The organism is Actinoplanes sp. NPDC020271, from assembly GCF_044388125.1.
GTDB lineage: Bacteria > Actinomycetota > Actinomycetes > Mycobacteriales > Micromonosporaceae > Actinoplanes.
In genome coordinates, this window is the sequence record NZ_JBIRWQ010000037.1 from 58,465 (window position 1) to 75,390 (window position 16,926).

Annotated in this window: 20 protein-coding genes and 1 pseudogene; 2 read left to right on the forward strand and 19 right to left on the reverse strand. The window is 67.2% G+C overall.

Annotation, left to right across the window (positions count from 1 at the left end; translation table 11 throughout):
- Positions 1 to 107 precede the first annotated feature (107 nt).
- The 6 genes from ACH442_RS43670 to ACH442_RS43695 all read right to left on the reverse strand — a co-directional run bounded on the left by ACH442_RS43670 (position 108) and on the right by ACH442_RS43695 (position 4,141).
- Entirely contained in the window at positions 108 to 269 is a 162-nt protein-coding gene (locus tag ACH442_RS43670) for an FxLD family lanthipeptide (protein WP_396344069.1), read from the reverse strand.
- A gap of 75 nt (positions 270 to 344) precedes the next feature.
- Positions 345 to 1,553: a methyltransferase, FxLD system gene (gene fxlM / locus ACH442_RS43675; RefSeq protein WP_396344070.1), complete on the reverse strand. Its 1,209-nt coding sequence runs from the start codon at positions 1,551 to 1,553 to the stop codon at positions 345 to 347.
- 195 nt (positions 1,554 to 1,748) lie between these two features.
- Complete coding sequence (locus ACH442_RS43680; protein ID WP_396344072.1) at positions 1,749 to 2,561, reverse strand: SAM-dependent methyltransferase; 813 nt, start codon at positions 2,559 to 2,561, stop codon at positions 1,749 to 1,751.
- Positions 2,562 to 2,700: 139 nt separating this feature from the next.
- A complete protein-coding gene (locus ACH442_RS43685; protein ID WP_396344074.1) occupies positions 2,701 to 2,883 on the reverse strand; it encodes a hypothetical protein in 183 nt (60 codons plus the stop codon).
- Positions 2,880 to 3,794, reverse strand: a complete 915-nt coding sequence (locus ACH442_RS43690; RefSeq protein WP_396344075.1) for a hypothetical protein — start codon at positions 3,792 to 3,794, stop codon at positions 2,880 to 2,882. Before ACH442_RS43690 ends, ACH442_RS43685 begins: the two co-directional genes overlap by 4 nt.
- Positions 3,791 to 4,141 (reverse strand): hypothetical protein, encoded by a 351-nt coding sequence (locus tag ACH442_RS43695; RefSeq protein WP_396344076.1) that lies wholly within the window; start codon positions 4,139 to 4,141, stop codon positions 3,791 to 3,793. Before ACH442_RS43695 ends, ACH442_RS43690 begins: the two co-directional genes overlap by 4 nt.
- On the opposite strand from ACH442_RS43695, the gene ACH442_RS43700 reads away from it, so the two are divergent.
- Entirely contained in the window at positions 4,140 to 4,406 is a 267-nt protein-coding gene (locus ACH442_RS43700) for a hypothetical protein (protein WP_396344077.1), read from the forward strand. The two genes, ACH442_RS43695 and ACH442_RS43700, sit on opposite strands and share 2 nt — an antisense overlap.
- 141 nt (positions 4,407 to 4,547) lie before the next feature.
- Here the strand turns inward: ACH442_RS43700 and ACH442_RS43705 are convergent, their stop codons facing one another.
- The 3 genes from ACH442_RS43705 to ACH442_RS43715 form a co-directional block, all read right to left on the reverse strand.
- Positions 4,548 to 5,174, reverse strand: coding sequence for a GNAT family N-acetyltransferase (locus tag ACH442_RS43705; protein WP_396344078.1), 627 nt, complete (start codon positions 5,172 to 5,174; stop codon positions 4,548 to 4,550).
- A 7-nt stretch (positions 5,175 to 5,181) separates the two neighbouring features.
- Complete coding sequence (locus ACH442_RS43710; protein WP_396344091.1) at positions 5,182 to 6,690, reverse strand: APC family permease; 1,509 nt, start codon at positions 6,688 to 6,690, stop codon at positions 5,182 to 5,184.
- A 75-nt stretch (positions 6,691 to 6,765) separates the two neighbouring features.
- Entirely contained in the window at positions 6,766 to 7,734 is a 969-nt protein-coding gene (locus ACH442_RS43715) for a GPP34 family phosphoprotein (protein ID WP_396344079.1), read from the reverse strand.
- A 391-nt stretch (positions 7,735 to 8,125) separates the two neighbouring features.
- Here ACH442_RS43715 and ACH442_RS43720 point away from each other — a divergent pair, with 391 nt between their 5' ends.
- Entirely contained in the window at positions 8,126 to 9,397 is a 1,272-nt protein-coding gene (locus ACH442_RS43720) for a hypothetical protein (RefSeq protein ID WP_396344080.1), read from the forward strand.
- On the opposite strand, the gene ACH442_RS43725 is transcribed toward ACH442_RS43720, so the two are convergent.
- From ACH442_RS43725 to ACH442_RS43770, 10 genes and pseudogenes are all read right to left on the reverse strand, one after another.
- The gene (locus ACH442_RS43725) at positions 9,378 to 10,037 is read right to left on the reverse strand and encodes an HAD family hydrolase (protein WP_396344081.1); all 660 of its coding nucleotides are present in this window, start codon (positions 10,035 to 10,037) and stop codon (positions 9,378 to 9,380) included. The two genes, ACH442_RS43720 and ACH442_RS43725, sit on opposite strands and share 20 nt — an antisense overlap.
- A 195-nt stretch (positions 10,038 to 10,232) precedes the next feature.
- Entirely contained in the window at positions 10,233 to 11,531 is a 1,299-nt protein-coding gene (locus ACH442_RS43730; protein WP_396344082.1) for a hypothetical protein, read from the reverse strand.
- On the reverse strand, positions 11,528 to 12,244 hold the full coding sequence (locus tag ACH442_RS43735; protein WP_396344083.1) for a diguanylate cyclase domain-containing protein: 717 nt from the start codon (positions 12,242 to 12,244) through the stop codon (positions 11,528 to 11,530). The genes ACH442_RS43730 and ACH442_RS43735 overlap by 4 nt, the downstream gene beginning before the upstream one ends.
- A 135-nt stretch (positions 12,245 to 12,379) precedes the next feature.
- Entirely contained in the window at positions 12,380 to 12,982 is a 603-nt protein-coding gene (locus tag ACH442_RS43740) for a hypothetical protein (RefSeq protein WP_396344084.1), read from the reverse strand.
- A complete protein-coding gene (locus tag ACH442_RS43745; protein WP_396344085.1) occupies positions 12,975 to 13,397 on the reverse strand; it encodes a hypothetical protein in 423 nt (140 codons plus the stop codon). The genes ACH442_RS43740 and ACH442_RS43745 overlap by 8 nt, the downstream gene beginning before the upstream one ends.
- 32 nt (positions 13,398 to 13,429) lie before the next feature.
- Positions 13,430 to 14,050, reverse strand: a complete 621-nt coding sequence (locus tag ACH442_RS43750) for an RNA polymerase sigma factor (protein ID WP_396344086.1) — start codon at positions 14,048 to 14,050, stop codon at positions 13,430 to 13,432.
- Positions 14,051 to 14,185: 135 nt separating this feature from the next.
- Positions 14,186 to 14,479 (reverse strand): hypothetical protein, encoded by a 294-nt coding sequence (locus tag ACH442_RS43755; RefSeq protein WP_396344087.1) that lies wholly within the window; start codon positions 14,477 to 14,479, stop codon positions 14,186 to 14,188.
- Between the two features lie 34 nt (positions 14,480 to 14,513).
- Complete coding sequence (locus tag ACH442_RS43760; protein ID WP_396344088.1) at positions 14,514 to 14,972, reverse strand: hypothetical protein; 459 nt, start codon at positions 14,970 to 14,972, stop codon at positions 14,514 to 14,516.
- 831 nt (positions 14,973 to 15,803) lie between these two features.
- A complete protein-coding gene (locus ACH442_RS43765; RefSeq protein ID WP_396344089.1) occupies positions 15,804 to 16,649 on the reverse strand; it encodes a TRM11 family SAM-dependent methyltransferase in 846 nt (281 codons plus the stop codon).
- A pseudogene (locus ACH442_RS43770) lies at positions 16,639 to 16,926 on the reverse strand (hypothetical protein); the annotation flags it as partial. The pseudogene ACH442_RS43770 and the gene ACH442_RS43765, both read right to left, overlap by 11 nt.

The following is a 16,926-nucleotide window of genomic DNA, read 5'->3' on the forward strand; positions in this document are numbered from 1 at the left end:
CTCGCAGGGCCGAGACCCTCGTACCGGCGCCGTCGACGGCTCGGCGTCCGGCATGGCCATCTGGATCAGCCACGCCGACCGGGCGCGTCATCGGCGGGTGCGGCTCGTCAGCAGCTCGTGCAGGCCGAAGCGCAGGTGCTGCCGCAGTTGTCCTCGGTCATCTTGATGATGTGCTCGACGGTGCCACCGGCCTCGATGAACTCGATGTCGAGGTCGAAGTCGTCGTCGGTGCCGCCCTCGATGGCGGGATCGATCGTGAGCAGGGACATGACAACCTCCGTGGATCGGGTAATGAGGGGTTTCCCCGGCGGTCCTCGGTCCCGGGACCGAGGACCGCCGAAGTCTTAGGGCCAGACGACAGACAGGACGCCGTGCCGCTTGGTGGTGTGCCACCCGACCGGGCTGGCGGCGTCTGCGGTCTTCGGGTGGTAGGTGATACTGGCTGCGTTGCGCTGGTAGTAGCTGCCCGCCCACGTCTGGATCATCGTCAGCAGCTCGTTACCGACCTGCTTGGCATCCGGTCCATGCGCGACCACGCCGGTCTCATAGCCACTCACCGTCTCCGGGTTCTCGCGCTTGACGCGGTAGGCGAAGGAGCCCTCACGCACGAGCGCCGGGGTGCCGTTGCGCACCGTGCGGTTGACCACGTCCTGATCCACCGCCGCCTGGGCGGCGTGCAGCATCGGCATTTCCGGGCCGTTGGTCAGCAGGTACAGCTCCAACTCATCCGGCATGTCGAACGGCGTGCCCGACCAGCTTTCCACCGGGCTGGTGTTGAGCGCCTTGCGCAGCGCCGGCACGTCGAAGGTGAGTGAGCTGTTCTGGTCGATGCGCAGCCCGAGGTCCGGGGTGACCGCGATCAGCGACTCGTCAGCGGCACCGTCACCCTGCATCGGCACGAACGAGCCGAGCCGGTAGTTGCTGGCCTTCAACGTCGGACTGCCCTCGGCTCGGTCGAAGGAGATCAGACGGGTGATCGCGGAGAAGCGCAGCGGTACGACGATCCGGCCCGTCGGGGTGAGCTGATCGAGCCAGGCGGGCGGGATGTCCCAGGCGCCGACCGTGACGATGATCCGGTCGTACGGCGCGTTCTGCGGCACACCGTGCTCAGCGTCGGCGAGTACGACGTTGACCTGTTCGTACCCGGCCCTGGACAGCCCCGCACGAGCGCGGTCGACGACGTCGGAGTCGATGTCCACGGTCGTGACTGAGCCGCTTGTTCCGACGATCTCCGCGATCAGGGCCGCGTTGTAGCCGCCCGAGCCGACTTCCAGCACGTTCATCCCCGGCCGAACGTCCGCTTGTTCGAGCTGGATGGCCTGGATGTGTGAGGCCGAGACCACACTGGTCTGACGCCCGTTGGCGTCGATCTTCGGGACCAGGGTCGTGTCGGTCTGGTAGACCTTCTCCAGCGGCTCGTCAGGGGCGAAGTCGTGCCGGGGCACGACGCTCATCGCCGCGGCTACCCCCTCGCTGGTGATGTGACCCTCCTCGCGCAGAGTGGCCACCATGGCCTCACGCAAGGCGGCAGCGCCATCAGCCTGCACTGTCATCGGATTCCTTCCGGTCGTGGATCTGCCGGGCTGACGCCCGGCCGAGCCTTAGTGGATCTTTCGGTGGGGGTGGAGAACTTGGCCCCGCGAGGTTAGGGGAGAGCCGAGCGTTGGCGTGCGAAGTGACCGATACGGCATCGAGTGTCCTCATTCGGATAGCTCTTCCCCTCGGTCAATCGATTGCTTGCCACGCCGTCAGGGCTTAACGCCGACCGCTCCGTAGACCGATACCTCCTGTGGGGGAGGTATTTCTTCTGAGTCGGAGCTTCGCCACTCACTGACCAAACTGACGCCCGGCGAAATGATCTCCAGGCCATCAAAGAGCCGCTCGAAATCTGCACGTTTTCGACCTGTGAAATCGTGGGTTCCGGGAATTCTACCGCTGGCAAAAACCTCAGCGGCAGCTTTGGGAATGAAATCATTGGTCGCGTGCGAGAGGGCAAGATAACTGCCGGACGGAACAGCTTCTATGAGTGTTTTGACGATGGAGTAGACGTTCTCGCTGTCAGGGAGGAAGTGCAGGACAGCGACAAGCATGATCGCTACCGGCTGCCGCAGATCAAGGACGTCGGACAGTACGGGATGGCCAGTAATCGATCCCGGATCCCTGACGTCGGCCTCGATGTACGCGGTTTGGCCCTCGGGGGCACTCGTCAGCAAGGCGCGGGCGTGGGCCAGGACGAGTGGATCGTTGTCCACATAGACGATCCTGGAGGAGGGGCAAATCGTCTGGGCGATCTCGTGAGTGTTGTCGGCTGTCGGCAGCCCAGTGCCGATATCAAGGAATTGCTTGACGCCAGCATCCGCAGCTAGATAACGGACCGCGCGTTGCAGGAACCGTCGGTTCTCGACTGCTGATTTACGAATGTGCGGAAAGACTCTCTCGATGGCGTCGCCGGACTCTCTATCGGCAGCAAAGTTGTCCTTCCCTCCCAGCCAATAGTTATATCTGCGAGCTGGGTGGGCGACGCTGGCGTCCAGCGGGGGGACGGGCTCTTCTGCACTCATCGACTCGGCCTCGTTGTTGATAAGGGAACAATGTTCTTTGTGGCGGTTTTGAAGGATCGGGTGGCGGGTTCATCGCATTTCGGTGCAGAGCGTGGACCTCTGCCCCGCCGGCGCCTGCGAACGCTCAGCTCTGTGGTGGTCATGCCGCGAGCCGGTACTGCCGGGCCAGATCGGCGCTGGCGTAGTTGGCCAATGCTCCGGGGCTGGCAGTGAAGTTGAAGGTGGCTTCGCCGAGGCGCGGCGGCCGGGTCTGCCAGCGGTGAGCGGGGTGGGCCGGGGTGCGTTCCGGAGGTTTGCACCCCGGCCCAGGACCGGTGCTCACCCCGGTCCCCACGGGGGATGGCTGACGTGGGTGCCGCGCTGAAGGTTCGAGGGCGGCCAAAGGTTGGCTGGCATCGCTGCTGCCGAGGCGGCACCCCGGCCGGTCGGCGAATGCACCGGAAGGGCGGCCGGTAGCGGCCAAGCCGCATCTCGACGATCGTGTTCGTGGTCCTCACGGCCGCCACCGCAACGTTGTGGGATCCTGGTCGACGCCTTGCTGGTGCCGGTGTGGACGCCGGGATGTTGACGGACCCGATCGGCGAGGGCATCTTCGTCGGGCAGTTCACTCAGCGGTTGGAGAATCACTCCAGGAAATGGCTTGACCGGGCCTCGCTCGCGCCCGCCGGGGTATGCGCAGCCATGTTCCATTGCGGCTGCGGCGGCGGCCAGCATCCGCCCGAGCGGCCCGTCCGGTGCCCTCTGCATGAGAGTGTCGAGGCGTGTCTTGGCGGTCGCGCAGTCCTGCTGGTGGTACTCGGCGATCGCCATCAGGGCGCCGGCCAGGACGAGGCGGCTCGGATCCGAGCTCGTGGCGTCGTGAGCGGTCTGACGCATATAGGCGAAGCATGCTGTCGGCGCAGTGCCGTCCCCGGACTGGACCGCGATGTCCGCCGCGACGGCGAGGCAGGCAAGGACCAGTTGCGCGTCCGGCTCCGCCAGGCGGTTCATCTCGAATACCGCCCGAGCGCACCGCGCACGGGCCTGGACCAGGTCACCGAAGGTCGCGTACAGCTCGGCCAAGAGCAGCCAGAATTCCACTCTCTGCCCTGGTTCGACGGAGCCGTGATCCCCGTCCAGGCACGCCTTCAGGTAGTCGATTGCGGCGCTGGGATCCTGCTGTCCCCACCGTGCGATCTCGTCCACCCGCTGGCGTTCCGGAGGCGTGACTTTGCTATCGCCGTCGCGGTTCATCGAGACTCCCGCGATGCGATCGAGCGGCCAGGCTGGTGATGACGGTCCCCGCGGTTACCGCGTCCCGGTTGCGGCCGCACGCCATGCTTCAACGAAGAACCGGGCCGATCGAGATACAGAAGCCCCTGCACCTGGAGGAACAGATCTCGTTCCTCGACGGCGTCACCCAACTCGTTCAACACGTAGCCGTGCACCCAGCACCAACCGTATGTGACCGGCCCACGCTCCAGCCGGATCACCCGGAACTTGAACGGCTCGGTGAACTGGACGCTCGTCTGCCTGTCGACGTGCAGAAGATCGCCCGAGGCGGGAAGCCTCCCGCCCGGATTGCGTATCGCAACAGCCATGGCGCGCTCCGGCCCGGCCGGCGGCCTGAAGGCTGACCGGGTGCGCGATCGTGCTGCCCTGCTGCTGGGGCTCGCGCACCCGGTCCCCGAAACGGCCGCTCGGCGTCCCGGGCTCCCCGCCGGGCAGGGCCGCGTGTGCTGCCCGGCGAAGCTCGTGTTGCGACCACCCGCCGTCGCCCAGCTGCTGCGTGCGGCCGGGCGGGTACGCCGTGACCGGCGTACCTCGATCCTGCTGATGGTCATCTCGCGTGCCTTCTGTTGGTAGAAATTCGGTGGGATGAGGTGGTGCACCGTTTGACGCCTCTGAGGTTCGTCTCGTGCGGCTGCCGGGCGCTGGGGGAAACGGCACACCACCTCGGCACCGGCTCGCTAGGCGGGGGTCCTACCGGCCGGTGGGCTCGACGGGCTACCCGGTGGTCCCGGGGTTGGGATCGCGCCACATCGGCAGCGCGTGAGGGCTGCCGTCGGTCAGCCGAAATGGCGGACGGGGCTGGTAGCCGTGTCGTAGATAGAGCCGCATGTTGCGGGGGCCGGTGGCCTCGAGATAGGCGGGAATTCCGCGGCCGTCGAGGTACTGATGATGGTGCTCCAGCAGGGCAGTGCCCAGGCCCTGCCCACGTCGGTCCGGGCGGACGGCCAGGAACGCGAGGTAGTGGTGCGGCCCGGCGGGGTGGTACTCCTCCATCGCTGTGTCGAGCGCCCGGAAGCGCGGCAACGCCTCCGGGCCGACCGTGTCGGCGAGCCGCTGCTGATAGCGAGGGATCGGCGGTGCGACTGCCGGGTTCGGGCCGATCAGGTGCCATACCGCGACGGCGTCGCCGTCGCCGGTGATTTGGACCCAGCCGGTGTTCAGCGCGTGCCCGGCAAGGATCCGGAAATAGCCGGGATAGACGCGGGCGCGCTGAGCCGGATCGGGAATCAGCCAGTCGGCGAAGTCGCCGTCGTGGAAGCCCTCAGCGAGGGTGTCGACGAGCGTGGCCAGATCTTCGGGCTTGGCATCGCGGATCGTGATCTCGGGCGCGGTTCGGGTCATATCCGGTTCACCGCCCGCTCGCGATGGGTTCCGGCGTGAGCCCGGTGGGCCGTGGCTCCGGCGGGCGGCTGGTGCCGATCGCCCGGTACACGTCGGGCTTCGCGTGGCGCAGCCAGGCCGTCCAGATCATGCCGAGGAGGAACAGCACTGCGAAGCTGCCCGGGAAGATCCAGCGCAGCGGGTCGTCATCGGGGACACCGATCAGGGTCTGGAATTGCTGCAACGTCTCCACCAGCACCACACCGAGCAGCAGCGCCGACACGATCGGGGCCACGACACCGCGCCCGATGCCGATGCCATAGGACCGGTTGACCACGCGTCGGAAGAAGGCGGCGGTCGCGGCGCTGGTGATCACCATGAGCACGAGGACCCCGAAGCCTCCCTCCACGGTCAGCTGGAAGAACAGCTTCGTCAGAGGGTCCCAGCCGTTGATCGCGTACAGGGAGACGATCACTAGGCCGATCACGCTCTGCGTCATCGACGCGGCGATGGGCGCGTGGTTACGCGCGCCGGTCTGGGCCAGGCGCCGGGGCAGGACGCCTTCGCGGCCGAGCGTGAACAGGTAGCGGGAGGACACCGACTGGAAGGCGAGCGCGGAGGCGAACAGGCTGGACAGCAGCAGGAAGTGCCCGGCGGTGATCAGCCAGCTCGGCACGTACGGAGCGGCGAGGTTGAACATGGTGTCCGTGCCGTCGCTCGTGCTCTTCGCGACGATGTTGTCGGTGCCGGCCGCGACCACCATCGCGAGCGCGGTGCCTCCGTAGACCAGGCCGACGATGCCGAGTGCGAGGTAGGTTGCCAGCGGCACGGTGCGTCTCGGGTCCTTCGACTCCTCCGACAGGTTGCCGGTGGCCTCGAACCCGACGAACCCGGCGATGGCGATGGCGCAGGCGGCACCAAACCCGGCCACGAGGATCTGGCCTGGGGAGATCGCCGTGTAGGAGGCGTGGCCGTTCGCCGGGTGCGCGAACATCACCACGGCGAGGATCACGGTCACCAGGACCTCGGCACCGAGCAGGACCGCGAGGACCTTGCCGACTACGTCGACGTGCAGCACGCCCAGGATGGCGATGATCGCCCAGGCGGCCAGCGCCCACGCCCACCACGGCGCACTCCAGCCGAGTTGCTCGGCCAGCAGGGGCTTCGCGACCGCGCCGAAGCCGCCCAGCAGCCCGGCGCCCATCGTGCTGTACGCGAAGAGCGCGATGGCCCCGGAGCCGACTCCGGCGGGCCGGCCCAGTCCCTTCGCAGGGAAGGTGTAAAGCGGTCCAGCGCTGATCGAGCCTCGGCTCATCGCCGTGTATCCGGTGCTGAACAGAATCAGCAGCACAGCGATGACTAGGTAGGCAAGCGGGATAGCGACGACCCCGGCGACCGCCCACCCGGTCGTCGCGCCTCCGGCGACCACCGTCAGCGGGGCGATTGCGCCGCCCACGATCGCCACCACGGTCCACACGCCGAGCCGGTTCGCGGCCAGAGCCTGGCTGACCCGGCTCGGCGGCCGTGAGGCTTGCACTGTTGTCACGACGAAACTCCTTGATGAGGGGAAACGACAACGACCCGGGTCGGGCCGCGAGGCGAGGGGGGACATTTAGTGCAGACGGCTGGCGGAAACGGCCATCACCGCGTCGAGCTGTCGCCACAGCTGAGGAAATGGCTGCGGCAGCCGATCAGGCTCGCGGAGTAGTTTCGCCACCAAGTCGGGCGGCTGGTCATCGAATAGCCACCGGTCCATTCCCATTGCTCGGCACAATCCCAGTAGCGCTAGATCCACCGGATCAAGCTCACCGCCACGCATCGGACTTTGCAGCCGGATAGCGGGCCAAACGGCCACATTCGTGTTGACCGGTCGATAGATGATCGTTCTACCGAGGAAGCGACGAGGCCGCTCGATGTGCAAATGCCCAGCATCCACGAGCCGCTGGGCAACCTGTTCAGGCGCGAGAGGGGCCAGGTACGCGAGCCACGTCTCAAGCGACAGCAGATCCGGCTCCGTGTAGATCAACATCAGGAACTCGTTCGCGATTCGGTCAGGCACTAGTGCCACAGGCGCACGTCCGGAAATCGCCGCAGCCTGAGTCCGGTAGTCCAGCGCCGCACCAAGTTCTGATGCGAGTCTGAGGTGACCGTCGCGGTTCAACACGACCTGGCCGCCCAAAAGCGGCTCGATTACCAAAGCCGCAGCTAAGCCCAGACCGATCAGCGCGGAGTCTGCTCGTCGGGTACCTGAGCGATCGCTGTGTACGACCCGCCAGAGGTCGTCAGCCAATTGCGGCCAACCGGCAGCGGACCAGGTGCAGTCCATCTTGCAGATCTTGCCCGGCCTGACCAGACGATGCTGCCACCAGTCGTACTCGCCCGGTGCAGCTCGATGCGCCGGGAGCGTGTCACTGCTCGAGCGAATGGCCTCCTGCGCCGCTGCCGCAGCCCGCGCATACGGGCGAGGGGCGGCCTCTTCGTAGCGACGCCCCGGCTGGACGTATGGCGGCGTGACGGACTGCGCAGATTGCGCTGCACCCGGATCGTTAGCAGGAGACCAGACCGGCATGGAAACCGTCACGTCCGAGGGCGTGTAGTGGCGGCCAGTCACTTCAAGCCTCGCTGTTCGGTAGTGGCGCTCAACGCCTGCCTAAGCTGCTTGGGGGTGCCCACGGGACGTCGTCCTCTCCAGAACATCTATTGCCGTCTGTGACTCTCGATCACCTGCGTGGGCTTCGGTGTCTAAGTTCAGATGCCAGTACCGAGCCCTTGCATGGAACCGACGTGACGCGCAGTAGCGTCGCGCCCCGCGGTTCGTGACGACAATGCACCACTCCGCTGCGGACCAGAAGGCCGTACATAGGACATTCTTAGGACTTTCTGAAGGCCACCTGCCCGAGGGGGCATCAGTGGGACCTGTTCGAGACCTCATGTTCTATGTTGGATAGGCACGTCAGCTCTGGAGGTACACGATGGCCCCCCGCCCGACAGGGAACACGAAACTCAAGGCAGCAAGGCAGCACGCCGGCTACAGCTCGCAAGCGAGCTTCGCGGACGCACTCACGGCCGCAGCGCCCCGTATTGGCCTCGGCTCGCTCAAGGTCAGCGAGCGGCAGATTCGTCGGTGGGAGTCCACCGATCCGCCGTGGCCGCAGGCGCATCATCAGCGGCTGCTTGTTCACGTCCTAAAACGGGAAATCAGAGATCTGGGCTTCACCGCCCCATGGGAGTCCGGCGAGATCGGTATGGCTGAAGGCGCTCTTCCGCGAGTTGCCGCGAGCCAACCGCCCCTCAGTGTGCCTTTGCCGGTCGCGGCAGCTCCGGTCCAGCCGTCAACGATTGGCGCCGATTACTCCGCCATCACCTTGGCTCATCGTCGGCTGTATTGGAGCGTGCAGCCTGCTCACCTGCACCCCACGGTGGTCGAACACACGAGGCTTGGGCTCCAACTGCTCTCGGAGACGAGCGGCGTCCCCCGGCGCATTCTGGCCGCAGCGCTCGCGGAGTCGCTCTTACTGGCTGGGCGGATCGAGTTCTTCGATCTGCGGCGCCCCGAGGAGGCGGACGGCACCTACAGCCGCGCTCTGCAGGCTGCCGGCGACGCCGAAGACCCTCTCCTCGGTGCGGCGGTCCTTGCTCACGCGGCATTCATCCCGGGCTGGGGAATGCGGGCGGACGACGCAGCGGAGCGGCTTCGAGCCGCTCGCACCTATGCCCGGCGAGGGCCAGCTTCCACTGACTTCTTGGCCTGGATAGATGCGGTAGACGCAGAGTGCACAACTCGCTGTGGACATCCGAACGAGGCGCTCGGAATGATCGACCGAGCCGAGAAGACCATGGCGACCAGCAACGAACACCGTCCACCAGAATGGTTTACCTGGTTCTCGGGCGCAAGATTGGCAGCCTTCAAAGGAAACACCCAACTGGCCGCCGGGCGGCATGCCCAAGCCCGCGACACCTTGACCGCCGCACTCAAGGCGCTAAATCCGGAGGAAGGAAAGCAGCGAGTCGTCATCCTTGGCGACCTTGCCGCCGTTGAAACGGCCCAGCGAAAATACGTCCAGGCATGCGAGCGGATCCATGAAGCCCTCGATCAACTCTCGCTCACCTGGTACGCAACCGGCATGGAACGGATTCGCGCAGTGCGCCGTGACTTGCAGCCATGGGCGGACACTGACGAGGTACGCGGGGTCGATGACCGCCTCTACAGCTGGGAGACGGTCCTCAGTACCCTTTCTCGTTAAAAGCCACGACTCGGCCAGGCAATTCGCTTAGAGAATCAATTCTCATAGTAGGCAGCTTTTGGGCATCTGCATCATGCTGTTGAATCGTGGCCCACGGACCCCTGCGGATGAGTGCAGTCTTGAAGCCGGTCGCAATGGCTGGACGTATATCGTTGTCCAGCCGATCGCCAACGTAAAGAGTCTCTTCGGGCTTGTGTGGTGCGGCGTGCGCTAAAGCCTCGAAGAACGCTGGGTCGGGCTTCGAGACTCCCCAGTCGTCGGACGTGGCGATGAAGTCGGACGGGAGCTGAAGTTCCCGCAGGATTCCTCCGGCCCGTATCGTCTGATTGCCAGCGATCCCAACCCAGAGACCGGCGTCCCGCAGGGCCTCTAGTGCAGGTCGGACGTCTGGATAGAGATCGTCCTCCCCGAACCACTCGGGCTGGCCGGCGGCGGCGCGCTTATCGCGCTCCGCAGCGAGGTCGAAGCCCGGCTGGAACACTTGGAACGTGTCGCGGTAGTCGCCGCCTTTTGCGATCACCGCACCGAACACCGACGAGAACGTGTGGCGAGGCACCCCCAGCCAGTCAGCCCACGTCCCGTACTCGCGAGTCTCGTTCACAAGACATTCGCCGACATCGAAGACCACTGCGCGGATCATGAGGGCAGCCTATCCAGAACCTCCAGCATGCGTTGGGCTGGGGCTGGCAAAGCCAGCCATCGACCACCAGGTTCTGACTCAGTCGTTGTCGCCCGCTTGTTTGGTTCCGACGCAGCGTGATCTTGTGTGAAACGCAGAAGGGGCGGAGTGTGCGTGTGGTGGGGAGGAACTAGCCCTCCCCACCACGTTGCTTAACTACTGCTCACGAGAACTCGTGCCGCCGTCCTTCTTGGCGCTGCCAAGTACACGGATGGTGGAGCTCAGCTTGATGGGCAGGTCCTCGTCCCCCTTGAGGAACGGCTCGATGTCGATTGTCTTGTGGAGGCTCCAGCCGGGGCCGTGTGCCTGCTGGCGTTGGTGGCCGGAGACCCAGTATCGATGATCCGGCTTGGCACGCGTAGGGCCTTTTGTCCCGTCGGTGCTGCTCCGTGCGGTCGTGTCGCTGCGCGGTTTGATCTGCACGATCCGGACGTCGGGAGCCGGGCGCTGGCTGCGCTGGTATGCCTTGGCGGTGCCCTTCGGCAGTTTCGCGAGGACGGCTTCGGCCATCTGCTGTTTGGTTAGCAGCCAGGTGGTGACCAGCGGTCCAAGTGGGTGCCTGCCTTCGAGCGCGGTGCGACGTGGAACGTACTCGGCGTGGATGGGAAGGAGCCAGCCGATCTCGTGCCGCAGAGCGGGCATGAGGTCGTCCACTAGGGCGCTGCCGATGCTGCGGTAGCCGATGAGTTGCCAGCCGTCGGATCGGGGCGTCCAGGAGACGGCCGCGAGTTGTCCGGTGTCGCCGACTGGTCCGGGCCAGGCGAGTAGCCCTGCCTGGGTGGGGAGAAGTTCGTCGTTGATTCTGGCGGGTGGCTGGTCGGCGCTGTGCGCCTTCACCCGGCGGGTGAATTCCTCGTTGATCCAGTACATAGGTATGAGGTCGAGTTGGCTGGCCAGAGTCTTACGCTGTCCGGGATTGTTGAGGGGTTCGGGAAGATCCGCTGTGCAGCGGAGCAGCCCGGTGAGCCGATCGCGGACCTTCGGCAGCATCTCGGCGGTGATCCGGGCGGCCGGCCACGTCGTTGTGGTGAGAAGCGTACGGCCTTCCCGGCCGTACAGGATGCCGCGGTACAGGAGTCCGAGCTCTGCGTACTCGTCGCTGCCGGGATGCCATCCGACGATGGCGGCGCACCGGGTGGTGAGGGCGTCGAGGTCGTCGGCTTCGATGTGCTGGGCGCACTGGTAGCAGACGTGCCAGTGGTCGTTGTAGTTCAGCAGGGCTCCGGCCTCGTAAGCCAGGATTTGGATGAGGCCGGTCCGGTAGTTCCAGACGGGTAGTTCGTCGGTGCAGAGGTGGCACCGGTTGAAGGGGCGCTGGACCTGGGCGGCGTCGACGGGGATCACCGCGTGCCGGGCTTCGACCACGGGATGGCGGTATTCGAGCTGTCCGTCGTGCCGGTGCTCGGTGAGGACTCTGCGGCAGGTGGCGCAGGCCGTCATGGCGGTGAGGTTCACGCGCCTCTCCCGTTCTGGTTGCGGCGCCGGTCGCGGAGGCGGGGTCCTCGGCGTGGCCGGTAGCCGGGCATCGCCATGCCGGGCCGGTGGAAGACGTACCTGTCCCCGCCCTGCTGCTTCGCGTGATACATGGCGATGTCGGCGTAGTGCAGGGCGACGCCTTCGAGCAGGTCGGTGCTTGAGCCGACGGCGAGGCCGATGCTCGCGGTGGTCCTGACGGTGATCGGCCCGTCGTCGGCGCGGACCTCGATGGGCTCGGCGATGACGCTGGTGAGCAACAGGGCCATTTGGTCGAGCCTGTCTGTGTCCAGCGGCGCGATGATGGTGAACTCGTCGCCGGAGAGCCGCGCGGCTTGTCCGCCGTAGAGGGCGGCGAGTTGTCCGATCCTGGTGGCAGTCGCCTTGAGCAGGTCGTCTCCGGCGTCGTGGCCATAGGTGTCGTTGACCTGTTTGAACAGGTCGAGGTCGATGAGGACGGCGATCATCTGTCGGTGCTGACCGGAGGCGGCGGTGGCGTTGTGGATGGCCTGCAGGCCGGTTCGGTTGTGCAGGCCGGTGAGCGGGTCGTGGGTGAGCTGCCAGACGGCGTCGGCCAGCTCGTCGCGCAGCCGGGCGATGATCGGCCGGGTTGCCCCGCGGCTGATCAGGAAGCCGATGGCGGCTCCGAGCGTGGCCGCCACGAGGGTGGCGATCACGACGGGTGTGGTGAACACTGGGTTCCTCCATTCCATGGAGAAACCCGGGACGCGCGTTTTCGAGGCGAGGCGTCCCGGGTTCCTGATACGACGACGGCCCGCCTTTTGGCGGGCCGTTTTTGTGCTTCGGGTCGCTGTGTGCGGCGGCCCGGGTCAGATGGTCTCGGGCTTGGGGATCGAGCCGTCGAGACTCCAGGTGGCGCCGACGCGTGCCGGGTACCGTCCTGCGGAGCCCTCGATGCCGGGGTACGGCGACGGGTAGGGCTCGTCGGTGCGGGGCCGCCGGCCGATCACCTGTGTGGAGCCGGGCGGGGTCTCCTTCGGCCGTAGCTCGTAGCGTTCGGTCACGCCTCTGACGTAGTCGATGTCAGAGGCGTACGGCCGGTAGTCGCCGCGCAGGATGGTGCCGCCGAGCCGGTCACAGCAGCTGACGCTGACGGGGTACCAGCCGGTCAACGCGACGGTGGCGGTGTGGCCGCAGGACAGGTCGAACTCGAACACGCACAGCCGGTACTCCTGCTGTTCGCCGTCCGCGGCGACCGAGCTGGTGGGCGCGGCGGGGGCGCAGGGCTGGCAGATGGGGCCGAGGTCGGTCTGATATCCGGCGTCGCATTGTTCGCAGACGATCCGCAGGCAGGCGCGGCATTCGCCGGAGGCGACGTCGGTGAGGCTGGTGCCGCAGAAGCCGCAGTCGCCGGTCAGGCACTGGTCGGTGTGCTGGCCGGGCCGGTGCTGGTGGCAGGGGTGGTCACGCACGGCGGCTCCCTCGCAGGTGTTGGTAGATGGTCTCGGCGGTTAGCCCCGTGCCGGTGCGGTTGTCGGGGCTCGGGATGGTCCGCCACCCGTTGAACTCGCACGCCAGAAAGACGGTGGTCTCTTCGGTGGTGATGCCGAGGACGTCGCCGGCCGACAGCGAGCGCAGCTTCAGCAGCCGGTAGGTGCAGACGAGCAGGAAGTCCAGCTCGCCGCCGTCGGGGTAGCCCCGGCGGCCCTGCAGGCTGTCGAGGTCGTCGTTGAACACCCGGTAGGCCCAGTCGGCGACGTCTTCCGGACTGGTCTGGTCGGGGAAGTGCCGCCAGTGGGAGATGACCTTGGTGAGGGTGTGGCCGGGCTCGTACGGGAAGAACCGGCTGTCGTTGTTGTGGTAGACGGCGATGTAGAACAGCGTCATCAGTGGGCCTTTCGCTGGTTGTTGAGCGGGATTCATGCCGCGACCGGTGTGGTGGTGAGGGCGGCGTGGAGGTGCCGCAGGCCGCGCCGTTCGAGGTCGCGGACGGCTTCGGTGCTGCGGTTCATGGCGCGGGCAGCGGCGTCGCGGGGGTAGCCGTCGAGGTAGCGCAGCTGGATCGCGCGGCGCTGAGCGCCGGTCAACTTCGCCATCGCGTGGGCGAAGGTGATCCGGCCCAGCCGGGCGGGCGGCCCGGCGGTGACCGGCGCGGCCGGGGCGGGCTCGTGGTCGCGGACGGCGTACGCGGCGCGCACGTAGCGGCGGCGTGACCAGTCGTGCTGGTTGCACGCCTTCGCGGCGTGCCAGATGAACCAACCGCGCACGTCGAGCAGCGCGACGGAAAGGTCCGTCAGAGCGCTGGCGAACGCCTCTTGCACGAGGTCCGGGATCGCATCGCGGTCACGACCTCGCAGCCGCACGGCCACGTACCGGGTGACCGGCTCGCGGAAGGAGAGGTACAACTCCGCGAACGCGTCGCGGTCGCCGTGCTGGGCCCGGTCGAGCAGGGCAAGAACCTGCGGGGCTACTTCCGGACGCCGGCGGCGCGAATGCGCGGCGGAGTGCTGGCGCGGCGTACCGGGGTCGGGGTACGGCATGGGATTCCTCCATCCATCAGGGGTGGAATCCGGGCACGCCGAATCGGCCGTGCCCGGAAGGATGCGCGGGGTCGCGCGGTCGGCCGGGCACGGCCGAAGAGTTTGGTGCGAGCGGTTGCGCGGGGCGTAACCGGATCAGGGGTGGTACGGAGGCCGCCAGACCGGGTGCGCGTCCATGTCGGTGCACAGCCGGGCGATCAGGTCGTCCGGGATCAGCGCGTACGGCTCGACAGCGGCGACGACGACGGCGGGGTCGAGGATTACCTCCAGGAGCCCGAGCTGGACGAAGTCCGGCGGGTTGTCGGGATCGGTGTCCTCGTCCCAGCTGAAATCCGCGACAGTGCAGAACAGGGTGCGGTGCGGATCCCAGCCGGTCCGGACGGTGTAGCGCTCGAAGCCAGGTCGCGAAGTGAGGCCATACAGACTCATCAGGTGTCCCTTCGAGGATTCGGGTTTCGGGCCGCTACTGCGTGAGTCCGTGCAGCCGAAGGTGCGCCTCTTTGAGGTGCGCCGCGACCAGCTCGCTGTTGGCGCCGGCGGCGCTGAGGCTGTCGGTGATGGCTCGCAGCACGTCAGCCGGTGCCTCGGCGGAGCCGGGGAAGGCGCGGGCGCTGGTGTGCGCGGCGATGCGCTGGATCAGCTGGGTCAGGTGCGCCTGGGCCAGGTTGAGGCCGCACAGCAGCCGAGGCAGCTCGGAAAGGTCGATGCCCTTGGCGGCCCAGCCCATCGTGGTGTTGAGGTAGTCGGCGGCGATCACGAGCAGGAACGTCGCGGCGACGGTGAGCGCCGGGCTGGTGGCCCCGTCGGGAAGCACGCTGGAGAGCTGATCGATGACGGCCTGGTGGTCGTCGTCGAGCTGCGGCGCGTCGTCGAGCAGGCCCCACCATTCGGTGTCGGACAGGTACCAGGCGGGTTGGAGCATGTCGTCCTCCTACGGACAGCAAGAAGGCGGCCATCAGGTGATAGCCGCCGCAGGAAAAAAGGGGTGTGCGCTACCACGCCCCAGCCGCGTCAGCGGAGGGCGTGAGCGTTTGGGTGCCAGATCCGAGGCTGGCGGCGGCGGCCGACCGTGATGGTGGGCGCGATGCCGTCGCGCGAGGCAAGGGATCAGGGCACACAGAGAAAAGAAGAGAAGCTTCAGCGTATGAGGACCGGTGGGTCCCGGTGTCCGGCTGTCAGGTCGGCCGGTCTGGCAGAACCTGTCAGCCGGGGCGTCCCGCAGTCCCTGTCAGGTCCCGGCGCTTGAGCGGGACGGTGCGGGACACCGGCGAGTCCCGCTAGACGGGACTCCCCGCAGCCGGCGGTCCCGCTGGGCGGCCGAGATGGAGCGGGACCCGCCGCCGGGACTCGTTCGACGGCGGCCGGTCCCGTAGAGTCCCGCGCCCGAGGGCGGGTGCGGCTCACCGGTCACCGGCCGTCGGCTGGTGACCGGTGAGATCGGGACGCTGGGTTCGGGCAGCGAATCGGGCCGCCCTGACAGGTGCCGGGCGGCCCTGACCGGTTCCCGGTTTCTGGCCCTATGGCACCTGTCAGGTTCCGGATGCGCCGCCGCACGGGCCTGTCAGGTTAGACGTGGTGGCTAGCGATAGGGCCTGCCACCACGGATAACGTGACCAGATCCCGTACGCGCGGCCTCGGCACCGTGTCGGGCCGCGGATGGTGCCGAGGCTTCATTGCGGGAAACAGGGCCTGTGCAGTACGGATACTTGGCCTCGCCGCAGGAGCGCTTGGGTTCGTGGGAACTCAAGCAGTTTCAGCAGCGCCGTAGGACCAGCACATCCTCGTGCGCGATGAGGTGCACGGGGATGCCTTCGGCGCGGGCTCGGCGTACGGCCATGAGCCCGAACATGGAGGCGCGGTGCACGATCTGCCCGTCACGGACTGCGGCGAGCATCGCCGCGCACCGCTGCACCGGGACCAGTCCCGCCGAGCGGGCGACGACGAGTAGTTCGCCGGGCAGATCGATTAGGTCGTCCCGTTGGCGGCGTACCGGTCGGCAGGTGATCACCACGGTCCCGCCGGGACGCAGCAGTTGATAGGAGGCCGCCAGGATCGTGGCGAACCCGTCGAGCAAGCGGGACCATCCCGCATAGGCGAGGTTTCCGCGTTCGCGGTCCCCATAAAGGTGGTCCCGCTTGCGTACCCCGGTACTGTCCGCCCGGACCAGGCCGTGAGTCCCGCGCCCGTAGGGCGGTGAGGTGAGCACGAGTCCCACCCGGCCGAGCGCGGACGCCGGGATCAGGTCGAGCAGTCCGGTGGCGTCGCCGTTGATGACCTTCCCGGTGCCGGCCGCGCCCTGCGACGAAGCCAGGGCGATGTTCTGCTCGGCCAGCGCAGTGAACCGGGGCTCGATGTCGATGCCGATCGCGTCGCGGCCCAGATGCATGGCCTCGACCAGGGTGGTGCCGGAGCCGACCATCGGGTCCAGCACCAGGTCACCGGGCGCGGTGAACGCACCGATCGCGTGGGCGGCCAGGTTCGGCAGCATCTTGCCCGGGTGGGTGGAGGTTTCCGGGACGTAGCGGCCCCGGCGCTGGTCACGTGCCGGTTGCTGGCAGGTCAGCCAGACCGAGGTGACCGGCAGAGTGTCATCTGCCATCGCTGCCTCCGTTCTCCGCCGCGCTGCGGGTCATGATCAGCACGTCGGTGTGGATGTCGAGTTGGGTCTGCTGACCCCGGCGTGGCGGCCGGTCGGTCGCCACGATGTGCTGCAGGTACGCGAGCCCGGCTTTCTTGGCCGCGGCGATGACGTCGACCGGGAGGACGACGTCGCCGTGCGGGAGCAGGACGGCCACGCAGCCGCCCGGCACGAGGCTGGTCCGGCAGCGGTCGAAGAACTCGCCCGGATCGGCGGGCTCGTTCGGGGGCCAGCCGGT

Bases quoted from the DNA above. Each gene is read 5' to 3' on its own strand.
- ACH442_RS43690 (WP_396344075.1), bottom strand. From the start codon at position 3,794: ATGAACCGCGACGGCGATAGCAAAGTCACGCCTCCGGAACGCCAGCGG.
- ACH442_RS43765 (WP_396344089.1), bottom strand. From the start codon at position 16,649: ATGGCAGATGACACTCTGCCGGTCACCTCGGTCTGGCTGACCTGCCAG.
- ACH442_RS43705 (WP_396344078.1), bottom strand. From the start codon at position 5,174: ATGACCCGAACCGCGCCCGAGATCACGATCCGCGATGCCAAGCCCGAA.
- ACH442_RS43760 (WP_396344088.1), bottom strand. From the start codon at position 14,972: ATGCTCCAACCCGCCTGGTACCTGTCCGACACCGAATGGTGGGGCCTG.
- ACH442_RS43700 (WP_396344077.1), top strand. From the start codon at position 4,140: ATGGCGCGCTCCGGCCCGGCCGGCGGCCTGAAGGCTGACCGGGTGCGC.
- ACH442_RS43750 (WP_396344086.1), bottom strand. From the start codon at position 14,050: ATGCCGTACCCCGACCCCGGTACGCCGCGCCAGCACTCCGCCGCGCAT.
- ACH442_RS43670 (WP_396344069.1), bottom strand. From the start codon at position 269: ATGTCCCTGCTCACGATCGATCCCGCCATCGAGGGCGGCACCGACGAC.
- ACH442_RS43725 (WP_396344081.1), bottom strand. From the start codon at position 10,037: ATGATCCGCGCAGTGGTCTTCGATGTCGGCGAATGTCTTGTGAACGAG.
- ACH442_RS43695 (WP_396344076.1), bottom strand. From the start codon at position 4,141: ATGGCTGTTGCGATACGCAATCCGGGCGGGAGGCTTCCCGCCTCGGGC.
- ACH442_RS43680 (WP_396344072.1), bottom strand. From the start codon at position 2,561: ATGAGTGCAGAAGAGCCCGTCCCCCCGCTGGACGCCAGCGTCGCCCAC.
- ACH442_RS43720 (WP_396344080.1), top strand. From the start codon at position 8,126: ATGGCCCCCCGCCCGACAGGGAACACGAAACTCAAGGCAGCAAGGCAG.
- ACH442_RS43745 (WP_396344085.1), bottom strand. From the start codon at position 13,397: ATGACGCTGTTCTACATCGCCGTCTACCACAACAACGACAGCCGGTTC.
- fxlM (WP_396344070.1), bottom strand. From the start codon at position 1,553: ATGACAGTGCAGGCTGATGGCGCTGCCGCCTTGCGTGAGGCCATGGTG.
- ACH442_RS43755 (WP_396344087.1), bottom strand. From the start codon at position 14,479: ATGAGTCTGTATGGCCTCACTTCGCGACCTGGCTTCGAGCGCTACACC.